The organism is Roseicella frigidaeris (genome assembly GCF_003258945.1).
Lineage (GTDB): Bacteria > Pseudomonadota > Alphaproteobacteria > Acetobacterales > Acetobacteraceae > Paracraurococcus > Paracraurococcus frigidaeris.
Window position 1 is genome coordinate 22,673 of the sequence record NZ_QLIX01000008.1, and the last position, 19,150, is coordinate 41,822.

At 73.8% G+C, this 19,150-nt stretch carries 17 protein-coding genes; 10 read left to right on the forward strand and 7 right to left on the reverse strand.

Annotation, left to right across the window (positions count from 1 at the left end; all coding sequences use genetic code 11):
* Nucleotides 1-14: 14 nt before the first annotated feature.
* Nucleotides 15-1,259: an ABC transporter substrate-binding protein gene (locus DOO78_RS12620; protein ID WP_111470152.1), complete on the reverse strand. Its 1,245-nt coding sequence runs from the start codon at nucleotides 1,257-1,259 to the stop codon at nucleotides 15-17.
* A gap of 308 nt (nucleotides 1,260-1,567) precedes the next feature.
* Between DOO78_RS12620 and DOO78_RS12625 the strand changes: the two genes are divergently transcribed.
* A complete protein-coding gene (locus tag DOO78_RS12625; protein WP_207802884.1) occupies nucleotides 1,568-2,989 on the forward strand; it encodes a dipeptidase in 1,422 nt (473 codons plus the stop codon).
* 92 nt (nucleotides 2,990-3,081) lie between these two features.
* On the opposite strand, the gene DOO78_RS12630 is transcribed toward DOO78_RS12625, so the two are convergent.
* From DOO78_RS12630 to DOO78_RS12640, 3 genes are all read right to left on the reverse strand, one after another.
* Nucleotides 3,082-3,657 carry a DNA-3-methyladenine glycosylase family protein gene (locus DOO78_RS12630; protein WP_111470293.1) on the reverse strand — a complete coding sequence of 192 codons (576 nt, stop codon included), beginning with the start codon at nucleotides 3,655-3,657 and terminating at the stop codon, nucleotides 3,082-3,084.
* 125 nt (nucleotides 3,658-3,782) lie between these two features.
* Entirely contained in the window at nucleotides 3,783-4,760 is a 978-nt protein-coding gene (locus DOO78_RS12635) for a Bug family tripartite tricarboxylate transporter substrate binding protein (RefSeq protein WP_111470153.1), read from the reverse strand.
* Nucleotides 4,761-4,899: 139 nt separating this feature from the next.
* Nucleotides 4,900-6,297 (reverse strand): L-lactate permease, encoded by a 1,398-nt coding sequence (locus DOO78_RS12640; protein ID WP_111470154.1) that lies wholly within the window; start codon nucleotides 6,295-6,297, stop codon nucleotides 4,900-4,902.
* Between the two features lie 41 nt (nucleotides 6,298-6,338).
* Here DOO78_RS12640 and DOO78_RS12645 point away from each other — a divergent pair, with 41 nt between their 5' ends.
* Complete coding sequence (locus DOO78_RS12645) at nucleotides 6,339-6,743, forward strand: gamma-glutamylcyclotransferase family protein (protein WP_111470155.1); 405 nt, start codon at nucleotides 6,339-6,341, stop codon at nucleotides 6,741-6,743.
* Nucleotides 6,744-6,986: 243 nt separating this feature from the next.
* Here the strand turns inward: DOO78_RS12645 and DOO78_RS12650 are convergent, their stop codons facing one another.
* Entirely contained in the window at nucleotides 6,987-8,120 is a 1,134-nt protein-coding gene (locus DOO78_RS12650; protein WP_111470156.1) for a M20/M25/M40 family metallo-hydrolase, read from the reverse strand.
* Nucleotides 8,121-8,306: 186 nt separating this feature from the next.
* Between DOO78_RS12650 and DOO78_RS12655 the strand changes: the two genes are divergently transcribed.
* From DOO78_RS12655 to DOO78_RS12665, 3 genes are all read left to right on the forward strand, one after another.
* Nucleotides 8,307-9,266: a TauD/TfdA family dioxygenase gene (locus DOO78_RS12655; protein WP_111470157.1), complete on the forward strand. Its 960-nt coding sequence runs from the start codon at nucleotides 8,307-8,309 to the stop codon at nucleotides 9,264-9,266.
* 132 nt (nucleotides 9,267-9,398) lie between these two features.
* On the forward strand, nucleotides 9,399-10,145 hold the full coding sequence (locus DOO78_RS12660) for an aspartate/glutamate racemase family protein (protein ID WP_111470158.1): 747 nt from the start codon (nucleotides 9,399-9,401) through the stop codon (nucleotides 10,143-10,145).
* 100 nt (nucleotides 10,146-10,245) lie between these two features.
* Nucleotides 10,246-12,150 carry an AsmA family protein gene (locus DOO78_RS12665; RefSeq protein ID WP_111470159.1) on the forward strand — a complete coding sequence of 635 codons (1,905 nt, stop codon included), beginning with the start codon at nucleotides 10,246-10,248 and terminating at the stop codon, nucleotides 12,148-12,150.
* Here the strand turns inward: DOO78_RS12665 and DOO78_RS12670 are convergent.
* Nucleotides 12,086-13,084, reverse strand: coding sequence for a Bug family tripartite tricarboxylate transporter substrate binding protein (locus DOO78_RS12670; RefSeq protein WP_111470160.1), 999 nt, complete (start codon nucleotides 13,082-13,084; stop codon nucleotides 12,086-12,088). The two genes, DOO78_RS12665 and DOO78_RS12670, sit on opposite strands and share 65 nt — an antisense overlap.
* A gap of 103 nt (nucleotides 13,085-13,187) precedes the next feature.
* A complete protein-coding gene (locus DOO78_RS12675) occupies nucleotides 13,188-14,174 on the reverse strand; it encodes a Bug family tripartite tricarboxylate transporter substrate binding protein (protein ID WP_111470161.1) in 987 nt (328 codons plus the stop codon).
* A gap of 493 nt (nucleotides 14,175-14,667) precedes the next feature.
* On the opposite strand from DOO78_RS12675, the gene DOO78_RS12680 reads away from it, so the two are divergent.
* The 5 genes from DOO78_RS12680 (at nucleotide 14,668) to DOO78_RS12700 (ending at nucleotide 19,148) form a co-directional block, all read left to right on the forward strand.
* Entirely contained in the window at nucleotides 14,668-16,452 is a 1,785-nt protein-coding gene (locus tag DOO78_RS12680) for a glucan ABC transporter ATP-binding protein/ permease (RefSeq protein ID WP_111470162.1), read from the forward strand.
* 155 nt (nucleotides 16,453-16,607) lie between these two features.
* Complete coding sequence (locus DOO78_RS12685; protein ID WP_111470163.1) at nucleotides 16,608-17,042, forward strand: CBS domain-containing protein; 435 nt, start codon at nucleotides 16,608-16,610, stop codon at nucleotides 17,040-17,042.
* A 95-nt stretch (nucleotides 17,043-17,137) separates the two neighbouring features.
* Nucleotides 17,138-17,389: a hypothetical protein gene (locus DOO78_RS12690; protein ID WP_111470164.1), complete on the forward strand. Its 252-nt coding sequence runs from the start codon at nucleotides 17,138-17,140 to the stop codon at nucleotides 17,387-17,389.
* An 87-nt stretch (nucleotides 17,390-17,476) separates the two neighbouring features.
* Nucleotides 17,477-18,460, forward strand: coding sequence for a TRAP transporter substrate-binding protein (locus DOO78_RS12695; RefSeq protein ID WP_111470165.1), 984 nt, complete (start codon nucleotides 17,477-17,479; stop codon nucleotides 18,458-18,460).
* 154 nt (nucleotides 18,461-18,614) lie between these two features.
* Nucleotides 18,615-19,148 carry a TRAP transporter small permease gene (locus DOO78_RS12700; protein ID WP_165838868.1) on the forward strand — a complete coding sequence of 178 codons (534 nt, stop codon included), beginning with the start codon at nucleotides 18,615-18,617 and terminating at the stop codon, nucleotides 19,146-19,148.
* Nucleotides 19,149-19,150: the final 2 nt, after the last annotated feature.

Below are 19,150 nucleotides of genomic sequence, written 5' to 3' on the forward strand. Positions count from 1 at the left end.
AACCGCCGTTGGAATCAGGCCAGCGGGCAGCCGCCCTCGGCGAGCGGCCGGAAGGCCTCCTCCGGCGGGGTGGTGGCGACCAGGCGGTAGTAATCGAAGGGCGCCTTCGACTCCTCCGGCCGCTTCACCTCGAACAGATAGGCCGGGTGCAGCTTGCGCCCGTCCTTGCGGATGCTGCCCTGGCCGAAGCAGTCGTCGTCGGTCGGCATCGCCTTCATCGCCGCCACCGTCTCCTGCCCGCTCTCCTTCGCCCGCGCCGCGCCCATGGCGGCGCAGGTCTTCAGGTAGTGCAGCGTCGCGGCATAGCCGCCGGCATTCATCTGGTTCGGACAGGCGCCGCCGGTGCGCTCCCTCACCCGGCCCCAGAAGGCGCGGGTGCGGTCGTTCAGGTCCCAGTAGAAGCTCTCGGTCAGGCGCAGCCCCTGCGCCACCGGCAGGCCCATGGTGTGGATGTCCGTGAGGTAGGCGAGCATCAGCGCGATCTTCATGCCGCGCTTCGGCAGGCCGAATTCCTGCGCCTGCTTCACCGCGTTCACCGTGTCGTTGCCGGCATTGGCGAGGCCGAGCACCTTCGCCCCGCTCGCCTGCGCCTGCAGCAGCAGGGCGGAGAAATCCGTGGTCTGCGGGAAGGGGTAGCGGACCGCGCCCAGCACCTTGCCGCCCGCCGCCTCGATGAAGCCGCGCGCCTCGCGCTCGATGGTATGGCCGAAGGCGTAGTCGGCGGTGATGAAGAACCAGGCGGTCCCGCCATCCTTCACCATCGCCGTGCTCGTCGCCTTCGAGAGCATGTAGGTGTCGTAGGTCCACTGCACCGTGTTGGGCGAGCATTGCGCGCCGGTCAGCGCCGCGGTGGAGGCGCCGGAGGCAAGGAAGACCTTGTTCTTCTCCCGCGCGACGCCCGAGACCGCGAGCCCGACGGCGGAGTTGTTGACATCGACCACCGCATCGACCTCGCGCTGGTCGAACCACTGCCGCACGGTGTTGGCGCCGATATCGGTCTTGTTCTGGTGGTCGGCCTGCAGCAGCTCGACGCGCAGGCCGGGATGCGCCGCCATCGCCTCGGCCACGGCCTGCTGCACGCAGGCGAGGGTGGTCGGGCCGGACCAGTCGCGATAGGGGCCGGAGAAATCGGAGAGCACGCCGAGGCGGATCACCGGCGCCTGGCCCTGGGCTTGGCTCTGGCCCTGGGCGCGGCCGAGCGGCAGGGCGAGGCCGGCGGCGGCCGTGGCCAGGCCGCGGCGGGTGATGGCATGGGTCATGGAGGACGCTCCCGGTTTGGTGGCTCGTTGCGGCGCCAGCATGCGCGTGCCGCACGGTCCTGGGAACCGGCTCCCGCGACCCTCCCCTGGCCGGAGGGGCCGCTGCGTCCCGTTTGGTCGCGTGGGTCACGCCTTCGGTGAGGCCACTTCAAGCGATCACGCTCCAGGGCACGTCCCCTGAACACCGGTTCAGGACAAGTGCCCTAGACTATTGTTTTCAGAGCATCTTCGCCCGATCAGGGGAGTCCCCCTGATCGGGATCTGCTCTAGGATGGACTGCCGGGCGGACCATGGGGTGAGGGCGGCGCGTGCGGCTCGATTGGACGGCGCTGGCATTGGGGCAGGGGCTGCCGGCGCCGGGCGCGGCGGTGGTGATCGAGGGCGCCGCCTTCACCCTGCCAGGCACCCCGCCCGGCTATGCGCTGCTGCTGCCCGAGGCCGGCTGCTGCGGCGCCTGCCCGCCCGACCCGGCGATGACGGTGGAGGTCCTGGGCGTCGCCGGCCGGCCCGGCGCCGGGCCGCAGCGCGTCCGCGGGACCTGGCAGGCGCTGCCGGCCGACGATTCGGCCGGCTGGCGCTGGCAGCTTCGGGAGGCGCGGTGGGAGCCGGCCGCCGCCGGCACGCCCCCGGACCCCTGGCTGCCGGGCCCCTGGCTGCGGCGGCGGGCCCTGCTGGCGGCCGGGCCGCTGCTCTGCGCCGCCGCCGGCGGCTGCGCCAGGGGCGAGGCGCCGCCCTCCGCCGCGGCGCAGGCGCTGCTCGCCAGCGCCGCGCCCATGGACCTGCACAGCCATGCCGGCCGTGTGATCCTCGGCCGCAACCGGCCACGGCCGACCGAGCCGCTGGCGGGGCCGATGCGCGAGGGCGGCATGCGGCTCGTCGCGCTGGCCATGGTGGCCGACACGCCGACCACCATGGTGACGCCGGAGCGGCGGATCGAGGCCTACCGCACGCCTCTGCCGGGCGAGCTCCGCGCCCATGCCGAGGCCGCCTTCGCCCGCCTCGCCGGGCTGGTCGCGGAGCAGGGTCTCGCCGTGGTGACGGACCAGGCCGGGCTGCGCGCCGCCCGCCAGCCTGGGGCCGGCCCCGCCGTGATCGTCGCCTCGGAGGGCGCCGACTGGCTGGAGGGCGAGGAGGCGCGGCTGGACGCCGCCATCCAGGCGCACCGCCTGCGGCATCTCCAGCTCGTGCATTACCGCGTCAACGAGCTCGGCGACATCCAGACCGCGGCGCCGGTGCATGGCGGGCTGACCGAGTTCGGCGCGGCGGTCGTGCGCCGCTGCAACCGGCTCGGCGTGGTGGTCGATGTCGCGCATGGCACCTATTGGCTCACCCAGCGCGCCGCCGAGGTGACGACGCGGCCGCTGGTGCTGTCGCACACCGCGCTTTCGGCGCGCCCCTCCCTGCGCAGCCGCTGGATCACGCCCGAGCATGCGCGGCTGGTGGCCGGGACCGGCGGGGTGATCGGCGTCTGGCCGCTGACCGGGCCGGAGGCGCCGACGCTCCGTGCCTATGCCGCCAGCATCGCCCGCATGGTGGATGCGGTCGGCATCGCCCATGTCGGCATCGGCAGCGACATGCTGGGGCTGCTCGGCACCCCGGCCTATGGCGATTACCGCGAGACGCCGGCGCTGGCCGCGGCGCTGCTGGCGCAGGGCTTCGCCCCGGATGAGGCGGCGCTGCTGCTGGGCGGCAATTACGCCCGGGTGCTGGAGGCGGTGCTGCCGGGCTGAGGCCGCGCCAGGTGGCGCGTAGCCAGGGTTGCGGAGCAAACCACCCGGCGACGGAGGGGCCGTTGATGGGTCGCCCGCAACGGCCGTTCGTATTATTGCGGCTTGAAGGCGCTGCGCTTGGCGGCATCGGCGATGCGCCAGAGATACCAGGCGGCGATGCTGCGCCAGGGCGCCCAGGCCTCGCCGATCGCCGCCAGCTCCTTCGGCTTCGGCTGGGTCTCGAGTCCCGCCGCCACCTTCCAGCCCTCGCGCACCCCGAAATCGTCGACCGGCAGGATGTCCGGCCGGCCGAGGGTGAAGATCAGCAGCATCTCCACCGTCCAGCGGCCGACGCCGCGGATGGCGACCAGCCGCTCGATCAGCGCCGCATCCGAAAGCTGGGCGCAGCCCGCCCGCACCGGCACCAGCCCGCCGGCGGATTTCTCGGCGATGTCGCGGATGGCGGCGACCTTGGATTGCGAGAAGCCGCAGCCGCGCAGCGCCGCCGCATCGGTCGCCAGCACCGCCTCGGGCGGCGGGAAACCCTGCCCCGGATAGAGGGCGATGAAGCGGCCGAGGATCGCCTCGGCGGCGCGGCCATGCACCTGCTGATGCGCGATGGCGCGCACCAGCGCCTCGTAGGGCTCGCGCTCCACCGCGACCAGGGTGCAGGCGCCGATCCGCTTCATCCAGGGCTTCAGCCGCGGGTCCTTGCGCAGGTGCCGCTCCGCCTTCGCCCAAGGACCGGGCGCCCGAGGAGTGGGAGTCGGGCCGGGCCTCGCCGGCGCCGCGCCGGTGCCGACGATCTCGACCATCAGTCGACCGAAACCCCGGCCTCCCTGGCCATGCGCAGCCAGGTGGCTTGCTCGCGCTCCAGCCAGGCCGGCAGCTCGGCCGGCGGCACCAGCAGCGGATCGACGAAGCTGGCGCGCAGCTTCGCCTGGGTGGCGGCGTCCATCGCCGCGGTGAAGCCCTGGCGCAGCCGCGCCACCACCGGCTCCGGCGTCCGGCGATGCACCAGCAGCGTGTTCCAGACCGAGACCGCATAGCCCTTCACACCGGCCTCGGCGATGGTCGGCACCTCGGGCAGGGCGGAGGCGCGGGTCGCGGTGCTGACGCCGAGCGCGCGGAAGCTGCCGGCCTGGATCTGCGGCGTCGAGGTGGCGGTGGTGTCGAAGAGGAAATCCACCTCGGCGGCGAGCAGCGCGGCGACGGCGGGCGAGGAGCCGCGATAGGGCACGTGCACCGCCTCGAAGCCGGCCAGGCGCTGCAGCAACGTCGCGCAGAGATGCGAGGAGCTGCCATTGCCGACCGAGCCGAAGATCAGCCCGCCCTTCTTGCCGCGCGCCACCAGCTCGGACACCGAGCCGACATCGAGCCGCTTCGGGTTGACCGAGAGGACGTTGGCCATGTCGTTGATGGTGCCGAGCGGCAGGAAGTCCCGCATCAGGTCGACGCCGGAATTGGCGTAGAGCAGCGGGTTCACGCCGAACATGGCGGCGGTGCCGACCAGCAGCGTGTAGCCGTCCGGCTCGGCGTTGCTCGCCGCCTGGGCGCCGATATTGCCGCCGGCGCCGGCGCGGTTGTCCACCACCACCGGCTGGCCGAGCCGCTGGCCGAAGGGCTCGGCGAGGATCCGGGCGACGATGTCGGTGACGCCGCCGGGCGGGTAGCCGACGACGAGCCGCAGCGGATGGTCGGGGAAGCCGGCCTGGGCGCGGGCGGTCCGGGGAAGGCCGGGGGCGGCCAGCAGGCCAGCGGCGGTGCCGAGCGCGGCGCGGCGGGTGAGCATCGGCGGGATCCTGGCTGGGCGGTGGTCCCGTCCCGGCCGCGCGGTGCCGCCCGGCAGCAGGACCGGGGCCGGCACGACGGGGACGGGGCGGCATCCTGGCGTCCAGGGGCGAACGCATCGTCGCTGTAGCAAGCGGCCTTCAGCGCAGCAACAGCGTCGCCGCCCAACCGAGGCCGAGCACCATGGCCAGGGAGGGCCAGAGCAGCCGCCAGAGCTGGGCCGGCCGGGTGCCGTCGGCGAGCAGGGCGCAGGCCAGGGCGGTGACGCCGAGGCTGGCCGGCACGCTGCCGGCGCCGGCGAAATTCTGCACCGCCGGGGCGAGCGGAGGCGGCAGCCCGGCGGCGGCGCCGAGCGCCACCTGCACCGGCATCAGCGCCGCGTTGGAGCCGACATTGCTGCCGGTGACGAGGCCGGAGAGCAGCGCCACCGGCGCGATGGCGAGCGGCGCCAGCGGCCCGAGCGCCGCCGCGGCCGCGGTGGCCAGCGCCGCGGCGGCGCCGCTTGCCGTCAGCAGCCGGCCGAGCAGGACGTAGAGGAGCAGGGCGAGGGCCGGCCGCGCCGCCCGGCGGAGCGCCGCGGCGGCGCGGGCCGGCCCGTCGCGGCGGGCGAGCAGGAGCCCGCCGGAGACCAGCCAGAGCACCACGGCGACATGGGTCAGCGGCAGGCCGGGATAGTCGGGGTAGGGGTGCAGCGCCGGTGCGCCCGGCCAGAGCCGCGCCGCCAGCAGGCAGAGGGTGAGCAGCAGATAGGGCGCGGCGCGGCCGAGCGTGGCGCGCGGGCTCCGCGGCGGGTTGGCGCGCCAGAGCGCCCAGAGCATGACCGGGCCGGCGGCGAGCAGGCCAGCGAGCTCGAAGGGCAAGGTCGCGGCGGCGAGCAGCAGCAGGCCGCCGAGCGTGGCGAGCATGGCGAGCTGCGCCGCCCGCTCGCGCCCCGGCACCGGCAGCCCGGCGCGCGCCGAGAGCGACCAGAGGAGCGGCGCCAGCAGCAGCAGCCAGGCGGCCGTCATCCAGGCGGCGAGCCAGGACAGGGTCTGCGCCGGCACCCCGGCCAGGGCGGCGCCGAGCGCGGTGCCTGGACCGAGCCCGCCCCAGGGGATCATGACCAGGGATTGCAGGGCGAGCGCCCCGGCCACCGGCCCCCCGAGCCCGAGGCGCCGCAGGCCGGACAGCGCGAAGACCATGCCGATGCCGAAGCCGGTAACGCTCTCGAGGAAGGCGCCCATCGGCAGGGAGACGGCGAAGACCCGGGCCGGGCTGGCGGGCAGGGGCCCGGCCGCGTCCTCGGCCGCGGGCGTCGCCGCGGCATGGAAGAGCAGCCCGCCGCTCACCACCGCGACCGGCTGCAGCCCGAGGAAGAGCCAGCGCCCCGCCTGGTCGCCGAGAAAGCCGGGCAGGGCGCCGGGATCGGGCAGGGCGAGGAGGGTGGCCGGCAGGGTGGCGGCCAGCGCGACCAGGCAGGCCACGACCGGCCCCGCCCGGCCGCTGCCGAGCAGGGCGAGCAGCAGCAGGAGCGGCAGGGCCTGCAGCGCCAGCGTCACCGGCTTGCCGGCCCTGGCGCGGAGCGGGATTCTCGCCGCCGATGAGCGATCTCTACGCCGCCTATGGCAGCAACCTCTCGCATGCCCAGATGCGGCAGCGCTGTCCCGGCGCCGAGCCGGCGGGCGGCCTGTCGCTGCCCGGCTGGCGGCTGGTGCTGCGGCGCTATGCCCGGATCGAGCCGGATCCGGCGGCCACCTGCCCGGTCGGGCTGTGGCGGGTGACGCCGGCGCATCTCGCCGTGCTGGACCGGCACGAAGGGGTGCCGCAGGTCTATGAGCGCCGGCGCCTGGCGCTGCCGGATGGGCGCGCGGCCTGGATCTACCTGGAGCGCGTGGACCGGCCCGGCCCGCCGGCCCCCGGCTATGTCGAGCGGCTGCGGCATGGCTACCGGGATTTCGGCTTCGATCCCGCGGCGCTGGAGGCGGCGCTCGCCCGCGGCGGGTGAGCGTCCGCGCCGCCGGGGCGCCGCCCGGGTCCCGGCCCTGCCGCCTGCCACATCCCGTTTCCTCCCATCCGGCGCCGCCCGGGCCGCTGCCCGCGCCCATCGCAGATCCTGATCAGGCGGACTCGCCGAAGGCGTGACTCGCGCGATCAAGCAATGGCCTAGAGCAGATCCCGATCGGGTGAAGATGCTCTGAAAACAATAGCCTAGGGCACTTCTCCTGAACCGGTGCTCAGGGGACGTGCCCTAGGCGAGCTGCAGCAGCCCGGCGAGCAGCTTCGCCCGCGGCACCAGGCTGTCGATCAGCAGATGCTCCTCCAGCGTATGGCCGCCGGCGCCCTGCACGCCGAGGCCGTCGAGCGTCGGGATGCCCATGGCGCCGGTGAAATTGCCGTCCGAGCCGCCGCCGGCGCTCTGGTGCGGGATGTCGAAGCCGATGCGCTGGGCGATCTGCCGCGCCGTGCCGTAGAGCGCCATGACCTTCTCGTCCGGCTCCCAGACCGGCCGCGTCACGCCGCGCGTGACGCTGAGCTGCACGTCGTTCCCGGTCGGGCGCAGCGAGAGCATCTTCTCGACCGCCTCGTCGAGATCCTCCTGCCGCTTGGCCATGGAGAGGCTCTCGGCATCGCAATGGGTGGCGACGCAGTTCACCCATTGCCCGCCATGGATGACGCCGACCGAATAGGTGACGGCATCGCTCGTCATCGCCTCGATCGCCACCACCTGGCGGCACATCTCGCGGATGGCGCTGCGGCCATCGGCGAGGCGGGCGCCGGCATGGCTCGGCCGGCCGGTGGCGCGCAGGTTGAAGCGGGCGATGGCGTAGCGGCCCGTCACCACGCCGCCATCCGGGCGCGCCGGCTCCGGCACCAGCACCACGGCATGCCGCGCCGCCTCGGCCTCGATCAGGTCGCGGGTCGAGGGGCTGCCCACCTCCTCGTCGCTGGTCAGCAGCACCGTCACCGGCCGGCGGGTGGCGATGCCGGCGCGCAGCAGCTGGCGGATCGCCTCGATGGCGATCCAGTTGCCGCCCTTCATGTCGTAGACGCCGGGGCCGTAGAGCCGGTTGCCCTCCTGCCGCCAGGGCAGCGGCGCCAGCGTGCCGACCGGGTGCACGGTGTCGAGATGGCCCATCACCAGGATGCTGGGCTCCTGCGGGCGCGGATGCGGGAAGCTCGCCCGCACGCAGTCGCCGAAGCCCATGCGGCCGGGGATGGTCTCGACCCGGGCGCCCATCAGGGCGAGGTCGCGCGCGGCGATGCCCATCATCCGGTTGACCGCGGCGGCGTCGAAGGTCGGGCTCTCGCACTCCACCCAGCGGCGCAGCCCGGGCAGCATCGCCTCGGCATCGAAGGGCAGGTCGAGGGCGGGCGCGTCCATGGCGGTCTCCTGGGTCGTCGCGCCAAGCCTCCCGCGACCCGGCCGGTGCATCAAGGGGCGGATCGGCGGGGAGCGCCCCCGAGGGATTGATGCTGGGGATCGATGCTTGGGATCGATGTCGGGGATCAATGCGGGGGAGCATTTGCCCGCTGCACGGTCAGCGTGCGGTTGCTCTAGACTGGCGGGATGACCCCCCCGCCCCGCCTGGTGCCGCAAGCCGGCCTCTCCGTCTGGAGTGGCGCCGCCCTCACCCCGGCCGATTGGATGCTGCCGATCGGCGTCGAGGCGACGGCCGAGCTCGTCGCCGCCCTCGCCGCCCTCGATGGCAGGCTCCCCGCCGGCCCGGGCGATGCCGCGCTGCCCCGCCTGGCGCCGATGCTGCACGCGGTGGCCGGGCGGCTCGAGCATGGCCGCGGCTTCGTGCTGCTGCGCGGCCTCGACCTGGAGCGGCTGCCGGGCGCGGCGGCGGAGGCGGCGCTGCTGCTGCTCGGCGCGCATCTCGGCACCAGCCTGCCGCAGGACGCGGCGGGCGGCCTGGTCGGCCGGCTCGCCAGCCCCGGCGCCGGGGCCGCGTCGGTGCCCCGCTTCCATGCCGATCCGGCGGATGCGGTCATGCTGCTCTGCCTGCGGCAGCGGCGCGAGGGCGGCGCGGTGACGCTGGTCTCGGCGCCGGCGCTGCACAACGCGCTGCTGCGATCCGACCGCGCCGCGCTGGCGGCGCTGCATGCCGGCCTGCCGCACCGCAACGGCGAGGGCGCGCCGGCGCAGATGCCGGTCTTCAGCACCGCGAGCGGCAGCTTCGTCGGCCGCTACGACCGCGAGGCCTTGTTCGAGCCGGCGCTGGAGCCGGCGCAGCTCCGGGCCCTGGCGGCGCTCGATGCCGCCGCGGCGCTGCCCGGCCAGGCGCTGACCCTCGCCCTGCATGCGGGGGACCTGCTGCTCTACAACCCGCATCTCGTCTGGAAGCAGGTCGTCGCCGGGGAGGCGCCGGCCGATGCGGTGGCGGCCCGCGCGATGCTGCGGCTCTGGCTGGCGACGCCCGGCTCGCGCGCCTTGCCGGAGAGCTTCGGCGCGGTCTTCGGCACCACCGCGGCCGGGGCGCCGCGCGGCGGCGTGCCGCAGGCGGAGGGCCTGGTCGGCGGCTGAGCCGGCGCGGCCTGGGTCGCGGTGCGGCCTTTGCAAGGCAGCCACCGGCGATGCCCCGAGGGGCCGATCGCAGCCGCCGGTCGATGCGCCCCGGTCGGCATCCCCCGGTCAACATGCTGAGGAGTCCGCCCCATGCCCGCCCCGATCCGCCTCCTGGTGGCCAATGCCAACACCACCGGGGCGATCACCGATCTCTGCGCCGCCGCCGCCCGCGCCGCCGCCGCGCCGGGCACCGAGATCGTCCCGGCGACGCCGCGCTTCGGCCCGGCCGTCATCGCCACCCGCGCCGAGGGGGCGATCGCCGCGCACGGGCTGCTCGCCCTGCTCGCCGAGCATGCCGGCGCCGTGGATGGCGTGCTGCTCGCCGTCTCGCATGACACGGCGCTGGAGGCGGCGCGGCAGCTCCTGCCCTGCCCGGTGGTCGGCATGACCGAGGCCGCCTGCTTCGCCGCCTGCCTGCTCGGCGGCCGCTTCGGGCTGGTGACCATGGGCAGCGTCGATCCCTACCGCGAGCGGATCGCCCAGCACGGCCTCGCCGGCCGCCTCGCGGCGCTGCGCGGCATCGCGCTGACGCCGCAGGATGCGGTGCGCGACCCGGAGGCGGTGGCGCGGCAGATGGACGCTGCCATCGCCGAGGTGGTGGCCGAGGGGGCCGATGCCGTGGTGCTCGGCGGCGCCGCGCTGGCCGGCATGGGGCCGCGGCTGCAGCGCGCGGCCATGGTGCCGCTGCTCGATGGCATCGCCTGTGGGGTCAAGCTGCTGGAGATGCTGGTCGCGCTCCGCCCGCCGAAGCCGCGGACCGGCAGCTACGCCGCGCCGCGGGGGCGGGAGAGCCTCGGCCTCGACCCGGCGCTCGCCGCCCTGCTGCGCGATGGTTGAGCGGGAAGGCCGCTGCAACCGAGCGTGTTGACAGGGGCGATTCGCGCGGCCGATTCTCGGCCGCGGCCATGGCTGGGCGCTGCCCGCCGCGGGAGGTTCGTTGCTTCGTCCTGTCCTGTCCGGCCTCAGCACGCTGCTCTGGCTGCCGGCCCTCGGCCTCGCCGGCTATCTCGCGCTGGGGCATCTCGACGTCGCCGCCCTCGCCGCATCCCGGGCTTCGGCCGCGCTGGGCCGCGAGGTGGCGATCGACTCGCTCCGCCTCGCGCCCGGGCGCTGGCTGCAGCTCGAATTGCGGGGCCTGCGCATCGCCAATCTCGCGGGCGGCACGCGGCCGGAGATGCTGACCCTCGGCCATGCGCGCCTGCAGCTCGACCTGCTCTCCCTGGTCGATGGGCCGCCGCGGCTGCGGGCGGTCGAGGTCGAGGGCTTCAGCCTGCATCTCGAGCATGTCGGGGCCGGCCGGAAGAACTGGCAATTCGGCCCGGCGCGGGAGGCCGGGGAGGCGCCGGCCGGCCGCGCCGGCACCCCGCTGCTCCTCGACGCGGCGCTGCGCGACAGCGAGGTCATCGTCCGCACCAGCAGCGGCCAGCGGCTGCGCACCGCCTTGCACCGGGCCAGCATCCGCACCGATGACCTGGAGAGCCCGGTCCGCATCGAGGCCGCCGGCACCTACAACGACCTCGATATCGCCCTTGAGGGCGATCTCGACTCCATCGCCCGGCTGCGCGACGTCAGCCGCCCCTACGGCACCCGGCTGCGCCTCTCCTCCGGCGATACCCGGCTCGATTTCACGGGGCACATGGAGGATCCCTTCGACATCGACGGCGCCGACGGCCGGGCCGAGCTGCGCGCGCCGACGCTCGACCGGCTGCTGGCGCTGGGCGGCGCCGAGGCGGCGATCGCGGGCGGCCTGGAGCTGGAGGGCCGGCTCGTGCATCGCAGCGCGGTCTGGCGGCTGAGCGAAGGGCGGGGGCGGCTGGCCGGCGAGGCGGTCACGGTGCGCAGCGCGAAGTTCACCGAGGGGGGCAGGGGCGAGCCGGATGCCGTCGCCCTCGATCTCGGGCTTGGCCGGCTCGACCTGAACCGCCGGCTTGCCGCCGGGTCGCGGTCGCGCGAGCCGGAAGCCGATCTGCCGCTGGCGGTCAGCGCCTCGCCGGACCCGCGGCTCACCGCCCGGATCACCGTCGAGGAGCTGCTCTATTCGCGGCTGGAAGCGCGCGACGTCGTCTTCGAGGGCTCGCTCGAGCCGCGCCACATCGCCGTCTCCACCCTGGCGCTCAGCACCAGCGGCGCGCGGCTGCGCGCCAGCGGCCGGGTGGATGCGAAGGGCGAGGGCGGCGTGGTCGCCGCCGAGGTCCGCATGGAGGCAGGCGATGTCGAGACCATGCGCCGCGTCCTCGGCCTGCGGCCGTTGCCGCTCGCCGGGCGCCTCGATGGCTGGGTCACGGCCCAGGGCGAGGGCGAGCGGCTGAATGCCGCGGCGCGCGGGGCGCGGGTCTCGGCCGTGCTGGCCATGCAACAGGGGCAGATCGCGCGCGAGGTGATCGAGATGGCCTCGACCGATATCCGCCTGCTCTTCCGCACGCCGCGCGGCATGGTGCCGGTCACCTGCCTGCTCGGCATGCTGGAGATGCGGGCGGGGGTGGGCGAGGTGGCGCCGCTGCGCATCCGCGCCGCCACGGGCCAGGTGGCGGGCACGGCCAGCTTCGACCTGAACCGCCGGCAGCTCGACCTGGTGATCGGCAGCCTGCGCAGCACGACGAGCTTCTGGGCGCTCGACATCCCGGTGCGGGTCTTCGGCAGCTTCGGCGATCCGAGCATCCGGCCGGCCAGCTGGTCGGCGGATGGCCGGGCCCGGCTGGCGGCCGGGGATGTGGTGGCGCCGCTGCCGCCGCGGCTGCGCGACTTCGCGCAGCGCAACCCCTGCTTCCAGGCGGCGGCTATTCCAACCGCGCCCCCGAGATCCGCACCACCTCCGACCACTTCGCGTTCTCGCTCGCGATGAAGCGGCCGAAGTCCTCGGGGCCCATCGGCCGCGGCGCGCTGCCGATCTCGCGCAGCTTCGCCTGCACCGAGGCCTCGCCCAGGGCGCGCAGGGTGGCGCCGGCCACCGCCTCGATCACCGGCCGCGGCACCTTGGCCGGCGCCTGCAGGCCGAACCAGGCCACCGCCTCGAAGCCCTTGAGGCCGAGCGTCGCGCCCGCCTCGGCCACGGTCGGCGTCTCCGGCGCGGTGAACCAGCGCTCCTTCGAGGTGACGGCGAGCAGGCGGAGCGCGCCGGAGGCGAGGTGCGGCAGATAGGCCGGCAGGTTGTCCACCGCCACCTGCAGGCGCCCGGCGAGCAGCTCGGGGATCACCGCGCCGGTGCCGCGATAGGGCACGTGCTGCAGGTCGATGCCGGCGCGGGCCTTCAGCAGCTCGCCGCAGAGATGGCCGGAGGTGCCGTTGCCCGGCGTGCCGTAATTCATGCCGCCCGGATCGCCCTTGGCCAGGGCGACCAGCTCCGCCAGGCTTTGCGCCGGCACCCGGGCATCGACGATGACGCCGTTCGCCACCTCGTTCACCAGGGCGATCGGCGCCAGGTCCTTCTGCGGATCGTAGGGCAGCTTCTGGTAGAGATACTGGTTGATGCTGGCCGTGCCGATGGTGGCCATCAGCAGGGTGTGGCCGTCCGGCTCCGCCTTGGCGACGGCATCGGCACCGAGATTGCCGCCGGCGCCGGCACGGTTGTCGATCACCACCGGCTGGCCGAGCAGGGTGCCGATCTGCTCGGCGATGACCCGGGCGGTCACGTCCGTGGCGCCGCCGGCCTGGAAGGGCACGATGAGGCGGATCGGGCGGTTCGGCCAGGCGCCGGTCGCGGCCGGCTGGGCCTGCAGCAGCCGCGGCGCGGCGAGGAGGGGAAGGGCGCCCAGGAGGGTGCGGCGGGGGGTCCTCATGGGGCGGGGCGGTTAGCCCGCGGCGGCGGCGGCGGCAAGGCCGCGCCGGCCGGGGATGGCGGCGGGCGCTCCCCGTGGTGCAGGGGAGCGCCGCGCCGGCGGCTCATTCCGCCGAGGCGCCCGATCGCCTGACCACCTCGGCCCATTTGGCGACCTCGGCGCGGACGAAGGCCTTGAAGGCGGCCGGGCTGGTGCCGCCATCCGCCGTCAGCCCCGGCGGCATGCCGCCGAGATCGCCGACCTTCTCGCGCGTCCCCGGCTCTTTCATGATCGCATCCATCTCGCGGCCGAGCCGGTCGATGATCGGCTGCGGCGTCTTCAGTGGCGCCTGGAGGCCGAACCAGGCGGTGGCCAGCACCTCCGGGAAGCCCGCCTCGGCGGTGGTCGGCACCTCCGGCAGGGCGGGCGAGCGGATCTTCGTCGTGACCGCGAGCGGCCGCAGCCTGCCGTCGCGGATATGGCCGATCACCGAGGGGAGGTTGTCGACCCCGACCTCGATCCGGCCGGCGATCACCTCCTGCAGCATCGGCCCGGCCCCGCGGAAGGGCACATGGATGAGGTCGATGCCGGCCACTGCCTTCAGCAGCTCGCCCGTCATGTGCAGCGAGGTCCCGGCGCCCGAGCTGCCGTAATTGAGTTGCCCGGGCTTCTTCCTGGCGAGGTCGACCAGCTCCCGCAGCGTCTTCACCGGCAGGGCGTTGGTGACGAAGATCAGGTTCGGCACCTGCGTCATCAGCCCGACATCGATCAGGTCGTCGGGCTTGTAGGGCATCTTGGCGCCGTAGAGGCTGTAGTTGATGGCGCCGGAGGAGACGGTGCCCATCAGCAGCGTGTAGCCGTCCGGCTCGGCCTTCACGACATAGTCCGAGCCGACATTGCCGCCGGCGCCCGGGCGGTTCTCGACCACCACGGGCTGGCCGAGATGCGCCGTCAGGCGCTCGGCGAGGATGCGGGCGGCGATGTCGGTGGTGCCGGCCGGGGTGAAGGGCACGACGATCCGCACCGGCCGGGAGGGCCAGGCCTCCTCGGCCCCGGCGGGGATGGCGAGCAGCCCGGCGCTGGCGGCCAGCGCGGCACGGCGGGTGATCATGGCTCAGGTCTCCTCCCGGTCTCCGGTTCGCGGCCGCTGGCGGCAGCCGAACGCCGGCGCATTGTAGTATCATTCGCATTCCGGAACGCCATGCCGGCGAGGCCCGGAAGGCCGCCGCCAGCCTATCGCCCGGCCGGCCCGCCCGATCAATCCGGGCGCGGCGGGGATGCTGGCCGCCAGGACGTGCATGGCCGGTGAATGCCAGCGGGCCGGGCCAGGGCACGATCACATTCGGCAGATGAGCCGCGCCGCCCATCCGCCCTTGCCACGCCGGCGCGAGCGGCCCGGGCCGGACCCGGGCGGCCCGCCCAGGCTGCCCCGGCCGCGGGGAACTCCGCAGCCGCCCGGCCGATCACCCCAGGGCCTGCCGGGGGACGCCCGGCGGCAGAGGCTTGCCCGAAGGGTGGGGCCGCCTGTACGCAGCGCGCGACGAAGTCCTGTGGCCGCTGCATGATGGGCAGAGGGTGATCGGGGCAGACGGGGGCACCGCCGGATGCAACTTGTCAGGCTGTATGGACGCGTCCTGGGACTGCTGAAGCCCGACAAATGGGTGGCGATCGGGATGACGGTCGCCAATGTCGCCATGGCCGGGCTCGTCTTCCTCGAGCCGGTGCTGTTCGGCCGGGTGGTCGATGTGCTGACCCGCGCCGTCTACATGACGCGCGAGGCGGTCTGGAACGAGGCGCTGGCCCTGCTCGCCCTCTGGGCTGCGGTCGGGCTTTCGGGGATCGGCGCCAATGTCGCGGTCTCGCTGCTCGCCGACCGCATGGCGCACCGCAACCGCCTGGCCGCCATGGCGCGCTACTTTCAGCACGTGCTCTCGCTGCCGCTCTCCTTCCACGGCGACATCCAGTCGGGCCGGCTGATGAAGGTGATGCTGACCGGCACCGACAACCTGTTCAGCATGTGGCTGAGCTTCTTCCGCGACCACATGTCGACCTTCATCGCGGCGCTGATCCTGATGCCGCTGACGCTGGCGATGAACTGGCGGCTCGGCCTGCTGCTGGTGGTGCTGGTGGTGGTCTTCGCGACGCTGATCACCCTGATCATCCAGAAGACCGAGAACGCCCAGGCGCAGGTGGAACGCTTCCAGACCCAGCTCGCCGGCAACGCCCAGGATGCGCTCTCCAACGTCGTCGTCGTGCAGTCCTTCACTCGCCTGAACTCCGAGGCGCGGATGTTCGGCGACATCGTCCGGCAGGTGCTGGACCACCAATTCCCCGTGCTCAACTGGTGGGCGCTGGTCTCGGTGCTGACCCGCGCCGCCAGCACCATCACCACCATCTCGATCTTCATGCTGGGGACGGTGCTGCACCTCGACGGCAAGGCCTCGGTCGGCGAGATCGTCAGCTTCATGGGCTTCGCCAACCTGGTCATCGGCAAGCTCGAGGCGGCGGTCGCCTTCGTCTCGCGCCTGGTCTTCCAGGCGCCGGCGATCCAGCAATTCTTCGAGGTGATGGACGCCGAGACCAGCGTGCCGGAGAAGCCCGGCGCCGTGCCGCTGCCGGCGGTGCAGGGCGAGGTCGCCTTCGAGAACGTCTCCTTCGCCTATCCGGGCGGGCCGCGCATCCTGGCCGATGTCTCCTTCCGTGCCGCGCCGGGCCGCACCCTGGCGCTGGTCGGCCAGACCGGGGCCGGCAAGTCCACCGCCATGGCCCTGTTGCAGCGCCTGTGGGACCCGGTCGGCGGGCGGGTGACCATCGATGGCCACGACCTGCGCGACATCACGATCGAGAGCCTGCGGCAGAATATCGGCGTGGTCTTCCAGGAGAGCATGCTCTTCAACCGGACGATCAGGGACAACCTGCTGGTCGGGCGGCCCGGCGCGACCCAGGACGAGATCGAGCGCGCCTGCCGGATGGCCGAGGCGCATGACTTCATCACCCGCCAGCCGCGCGGCTACGACACGATGGTGGGCGAGCGGGGCGCCAGCCTCTCGGGCGGGCAGCGGCAGCGGCTCGCCATCGCCCGCGCCCTGCTGAAGGACCCGCCGATCCTGATCCTGGACGAGGCGACCAGCGCGCTCGACGCCGCCACAGAGGCCCGGGTGCAGAAGGCGCTGAAGGCGCTGATGGCGGGCCGGACCACCTTCATCATCGCCCACCGGCTCTCCACCGTGCGCGACGCGGACGAGATCATGGTCTTCGATGCCGGGCACATCGTCGAGCGCGGCACCTTCGATGCCCTGGTTCGCCAGGGTGGCCGCTTCGCCGAGCTGGTGCGGACCCAGCTCACCAGCACCGAGCCGATGAACGAGGCGGTGAAGGCCGCCGAATAGCCCTCCGCCGCCGGCGGGACAGGTTGCGGGGCGCGTTTTCCTTGCAACCGGCCGGCCGGCGGGCGCAGCCTTCCGACAAGGCGCGGAGCGGGCGCGGGGGAGCCTCGTCGCCCCCGCTCCGCGCCGCGGAAGGACGGCTCCGGGAGGGCAGGCACGTGATCATTGGCGCGATCCTCAAGGGCAAGGGCACCGAGGTGATCTCGGTGGGCCCGGCCGATACGGTGCTGTCCGTCGCCCGCGTGCTGAGCGAGCGCCGCATCGGCGCCGCCCTGGTGCGCGATGCCGGCGGCGCGCTGCTCGGCATCGTCAGCGAGCGGGACATCGTGCGCGGCATGGCGGCGCATGGCCCGGGCACCACCGGTCGCTCGGTCGAGGAGTTCATGACGCGCGATCTCGTCACGGTGGCGCCGCAGACCCTGGTGACGCACGCCCTCGCCCTGGTCACCCGCCGCCGCATCCGCCACCTGCCGGTGCTCGACGGCGACCGGCTGGTCGGCCTGGTCTCGATCGGCGACCTGGTGAAGGCGCGGATCGACGAGGCGGAGCAGGAGGCCGAGGAGCTGAAGGCCTATGTCGCCGCGGCGGGATAGGCCGCGGGAGGCCCGGCGCCGGCCAGCTTGACCTGCCGCAAGGACGGCCGGCCGGGCTGGGCGGACACTCCCCCCATCGCAAGCGGAGGAGTCCGATGAGCAACCGCAAGACCCTGCAGGCCCTGTTCGCCCATCCGGTCAGCGCCAATCTCGACCCGAAGCACGTCTTCGCGGCGATCGAGGATCTCGGCGCCGAGGTGACGCATGGCGGCCATGGCCAGATCATCGTCAGCCTCAACGGCCATACCCACGGCTTCCATGACAGCCGGCACAGCCTCTCGAAGGACGAGGTGGTGGCGATCCGCCAGTTCCTGCTCGGCGCCGGGGTCGAGCCGCCGCGGCATTGAGCCCGGCCGCCCGGCCATGGCATGGGGCTTGCCGGGCCGGGCGCGCCGCGCCTTGATGGCGCGGCAGCCAGACCCGGGGTACCGACCATGCCGATCTCCCGCCGCGCCGCCCTCGCGGCGCCCGCCTTCCTCGTCCTCGCCGGCGGCGCCCGCGCCGAGGGCGCGACCCGCTGGCAGATGGCCACGCCCTATCCGGACGGGAATTTCCACACCCGCAACATCCGCGAATTCGCCGAGGACATCGAGAAATCGACGGGCGGCCGCCTGGCGATCTCGGTGCACAGCAACGCCTCGCTGCTGCCCATGCCGCAGATCAAGCGCGGCGTGCAGACCGGCCAGGTGCAGCTCGGCGAGGTCCTGCTCGCGGCCTATTCCAACGAGGACCCCTTCTTCGACGCCGATTCGCTGCCCTTCCTGGCGCCCGACCTCCCCGGCGCCCGCAAGCTGGCCGGGCTGCAGCGGCCCTATATCGAGCAGCGATTCGCCAAGCAGGGCGTCTCGCTCCTCTACACGGTGGGCTGGCCGGCCGCGGGCTTCTACACCCAGGTGCCGATCACCAGCCTCGACGTTTTCAAGGGCAGCCGCTTCCGCACCTTCAGCCCGATGACCAACCGCTTCGCCGCCCTCATCCAGGCGAATCCGGTGCTGGTGCAGCAGGCCGAGCTGGCCCAGGCCTTCGCCACCGGCATCGCCACCGCCATGGTGACGAGCGCGCAGACCGGCGTCGACACCTCCGCCTGGGACTACTGCAAGGTCTTCACGCCCGCGAATTTCTCCATGACGAAGAATGCGGTCATGGTCTCGCGCCGCGCCATGGAGGCGCTGCCGAAGGATGTGCAGGAGGCCGTCGCGGCCGCCGCCCTGCGCGCCGAGGATCGCGGCTGGGGCTATGCCAGGGACGCGCAGGAGGCGACGCAGGCGCGGCTGGCGGAGAAGGGCATGACGATCGGCAGCATCCCGCCCGATGCCCTCGCCGCGCTGCGCAAGATCGGCGCGACCATGGCCGAGGAATGGGTCGCCAAGGCTGGGCCGGACGGGCGCAAGCTCATCGATTCGCTGCAGGCGGGGTAGCGGCCGGCGAGAGCAGCCTCGGCAAGCGGCACGGCCTGCCCAAGCGCGCGGCAAGCCCGGCCTGCGCCGCCGCAAAGGAGGGGGCAGGGCCCCTTGCCTGGCCGGAAGGCCGCCCGCATCGTGCGGCCGTCGCTTTCCGGAAAGGGCGTTCCGCATGCGCCGCCTGCTCGATGCCCTCTACGCCCTCGGGGCTGCGCTCGCCGCGCTGTCGCTCTTCGCCATCTTCCTCGTGATGATGGCGCAGGTCGCGATGCGCGAGATGGAGCGGCAGCTTCCCGCGGCGGATGACGTCAGCGCCTATCTCTGCGTCGCCACCACCTTCTTCGCCCTGGCTGCCACCTTCCGCCGCGGCGAGCTGATCCGCGTCGGCATGCTGATCGAGCGCCTCGGTCCCGGCGCCCGGCGCGTCGCCGAGGCCACGGTGCTGGTGCTGGCCGCGGTCATCATGGCCTATGTCACCCGCTGGACCTTCTCCGACATGCTCTTCTCCTACGAGATCGAGGAGGTGGCGCAGGGCACGGTGCCCATCCCGCTCTGGATCCCGAAGCTCGCCATGCCGATCGGCGCCGGCCTGCTGCTGGTGGCGATCCTCGACGAGTTGGTGACGGTGCTGCGCGGCCGGAAGCCAGGCTATGTGGTGGCGGCCGAGGAACGCGCCGCCGCCGGCGATTTCTCGGCGGAGGTCTGAGC

What these genes read in the sequence shown, in the direction of transcription:
- DOO78_RS12620 (WP_111470152.1), bottom strand. Translation starts at nt 1,259, where the DNA reads ATGACCCATGCCATCACCCGCCGCGGCCTGGCCACGGCCGCCGCCGGC.
- DOO78_RS12645 (WP_111470155.1), top strand. Translation starts at nt 6,339, where the DNA reads ATGAGCGATCTCTACGCCGCCTATGGCAGCAACCTCTCGCATGCCCAG.
- DOO78_RS12670 (WP_111470160.1), bottom strand. Translation starts at nt 13,084, where the DNA reads ATGAGGACCCCCCGCCGCACCCTCCTGGGCGCCCTTCCCCTCCTCGCC.
- DOO78_RS12635 (WP_111470153.1), bottom strand. Translation starts at nt 4,760, where the DNA reads ATGCTCACCCGCCGCGCCGCGCTCGGCACCGCCGCTGGCCTGCTGGCC.
- DOO78_RS12660 (WP_111470158.1), top strand. Translation starts at nt 9,399, where the DNA reads ATGCCCGCCCCGATCCGCCTCCTGGTGGCCAATGCCAACACCACCGGG.
- DOO78_RS12650 (WP_111470156.1), bottom strand. Translation starts at nt 8,120, where the DNA reads ATGGACGCGCCCGCCCTCGACCTGCCCTTCGATGCCGAGGCGATGCTG.
- DOO78_RS12700 (WP_165838868.1), top strand. Translation starts at nt 18,615, where the DNA reads ATGCGCCGCCTGCTCGATGCCCTCTACGCCCTCGGGGCTGCGCTCGCC.
- DOO78_RS12695 (WP_111470165.1), top strand. Translation starts at nt 17,477, where the DNA reads ATGCCGATCTCCCGCCGCGCCGCCCTCGCGGCGCCCGCCTTCCTCGTC.
- DOO78_RS12690 (WP_111470164.1), top strand. Translation starts at nt 17,138, where the DNA reads ATGAGCAACCGCAAGACCCTGCAGGCCCTGTTCGCCCATCCGGTCAGC.
- DOO78_RS12655 (WP_111470157.1), top strand. Translation starts at nt 8,307, where the DNA reads ATGACCCCCCCGCCCCGCCTGGTGCCGCAAGCCGGCCTCTCCGTCTGG.
- DOO78_RS12680 (WP_111470162.1), top strand. Translation starts at nt 14,668, where the DNA reads ATGCAACTTGTCAGGCTGTATGGACGCGTCCTGGGACTGCTGAAGCCC.
- DOO78_RS12630 (WP_111470293.1), bottom strand. Translation starts at nt 3,657, where the DNA reads ATGAAGCGGATCGGCGCCTGCACCCTGGTCGCGGTGGAGCGCGAGCCC.
- DOO78_RS12675 (WP_111470161.1), bottom strand. Translation starts at nt 14,174, where the DNA reads ATGATCACCCGCCGTGCCGCGCTGGCCGCCAGCGCCGGGCTGCTCGCC.